1 protein-coding gene is annotated in these 1,674 nt (G+C 61.1%); it reads right to left on the bottom strand.

The genetic code is table 11. The features are described 5' to 3' along the window. On the bottom strand, nt 1-1,648 hold a 1,648-nt coding region (fusA, locus tag AC5RWT_RS37135; RefSeq protein ID WP_494084578.1), incomplete at its 3' end, for an elongation factor G. Between the last annotated feature and the right edge of the window lie 26 nt (nt 1,649-1,674).

The following is a 1,674-nucleotide window of genomic DNA, read 5'->3' as shown; positions in this document are numbered from 1 at the left end:
GGATGTATTCGCGCGGAATACGGCCACCGGTGACCTTGTTCTCGAACTCGTAGAAGGTGCCGTCGGTGGTGTCCAGCGGCTCGAAGGAGACCTGGACCTTCGCGAACTGGCCGGATCCACCCGTCTGCTTCTTGTGGGTGAAGTCGACCTTCTCGACAGCCTTCTTGATGGTTTCGCGGTAGGCCACCTGGGGCTTGCCCACGTTGGCCTCGACCTTGAACTCGCGGCGCATGCGGTCCACCAGGATGTCCAGGTGCAGCTCGCCCATGCCGCCGATTTCGGTCTGGCCGGTCTCTTCGTTCAGCGAAACGGTGAACGTCGGGTCCTCGGCGGAGAGCTTCTGGATCGCCGTGGAAAGCTTCTCCTGGTCGCCCTTGGTCTTCGGCTCGATCGCGACGAAGATCACCGGCTCCGGGAAGGACATGGACTCGAGCACGATGGGTGCATCGACGGCCGACAGGGTGTCGCCGGTAGTGGTGTCCTTCAGGCCGATCACCGCGTAGATGTGGCCTGCGTGCACCTCTTCCACCGGGTTTTCCTTGTTGGCGTGCATCTGGAACAGCTTTCCGATGCGCTCCTTCTTGCCCTTGGTGGTGTTCAGCAACTGCGTACCGGAAGTGGCCTTACCGGAGTAGACGCGGATGAACGTCAGCTGGCCGAAGAACGGGTGCGCGGCAACCTTGAACGCCAGAGCGGAGAACGGCTCGTCCTCGCTCGGCTTGCGGGTCAGCTCGATTTCCTCGTTCTTGGGATCGTGACCGATCATCGACGGGACGTCCACCGGCGACGGCAGGTAGTCGATAACGGCGTCCAGCATCGGCTGTACGCCGCGGTTCTTGAACGCGGAACCACAGAAGACCGGGTAGACCTCAGAGTTGACGACCATCTTGCGGATGCCGGCCTTCAGCTCGTCGATGGAGATCTCTTCGCCTTCGAGGTACTTCTCCATGAGCTCGTCCGAGGACTCGGACACGGTCTCAACGAGCTGCGCGCGGTATTCCTCGGCTTTGGCCTGCAGGTCCGCGGGAATCTCCCGGGTCTCGTAGGCAGCACCCATGGTGACGTCGCCCTTGGCGTCGCCTTCCCATACCAGTGCCTTCATGGTCATCAGGTCGACGACGCCGATGAAGTCGTTCTCGGAACCGATCGGCAGCTGCATGACCAGCGGCTTGGCGCCCAGGCGCTTGATGATGGTGTCCACCGTGAAGTAGAAGTCAGCACCGAGCTTGTCCATCTTGTTGACGAAGCAGATACGCGGAACTTCGTACTTGTCGGCCTGGCGCCACACAGTCTCCGACTGCGGCTCCACGCCTTCCTTGCCATCGAAGACAGCAACGGCACCGTCGAGGACGCGCAGCGAACGCTCCACCTCCACCGTGAAGTCCACGTGGCCCGGGGTGTCGATGATGTTGATCTGGTTCTGGTTCCAGAAGCAAGTCACCGCGGCGGAGGTGATGGTGATGCCGCGTTCCTTTTCCTGTTCCATCCAGTCAGTGGTCGACGCACCGTCGTGAGTTTCGCCGAGCTTGTGGTTCACACCCGTGTAGAACAGGATGCGTTCGGTAGTGGTGGTCTTGCCGGCATCGATGTGGGCCATGATGCCGATATTGCGGACCTTCGTGAGGTCGGTTAGCACGTCCAGTGCCACAATGTCTCCCTTTGTAGGTGAGGGGT

It is taken from the genome of Arthrobacter sp. Dra40 (assembly GCF_059091905.1).
Note: the sequence above shows the minus strand (reverse complement) of the source record. Positions and strands in the feature narration are given on the sequence as shown.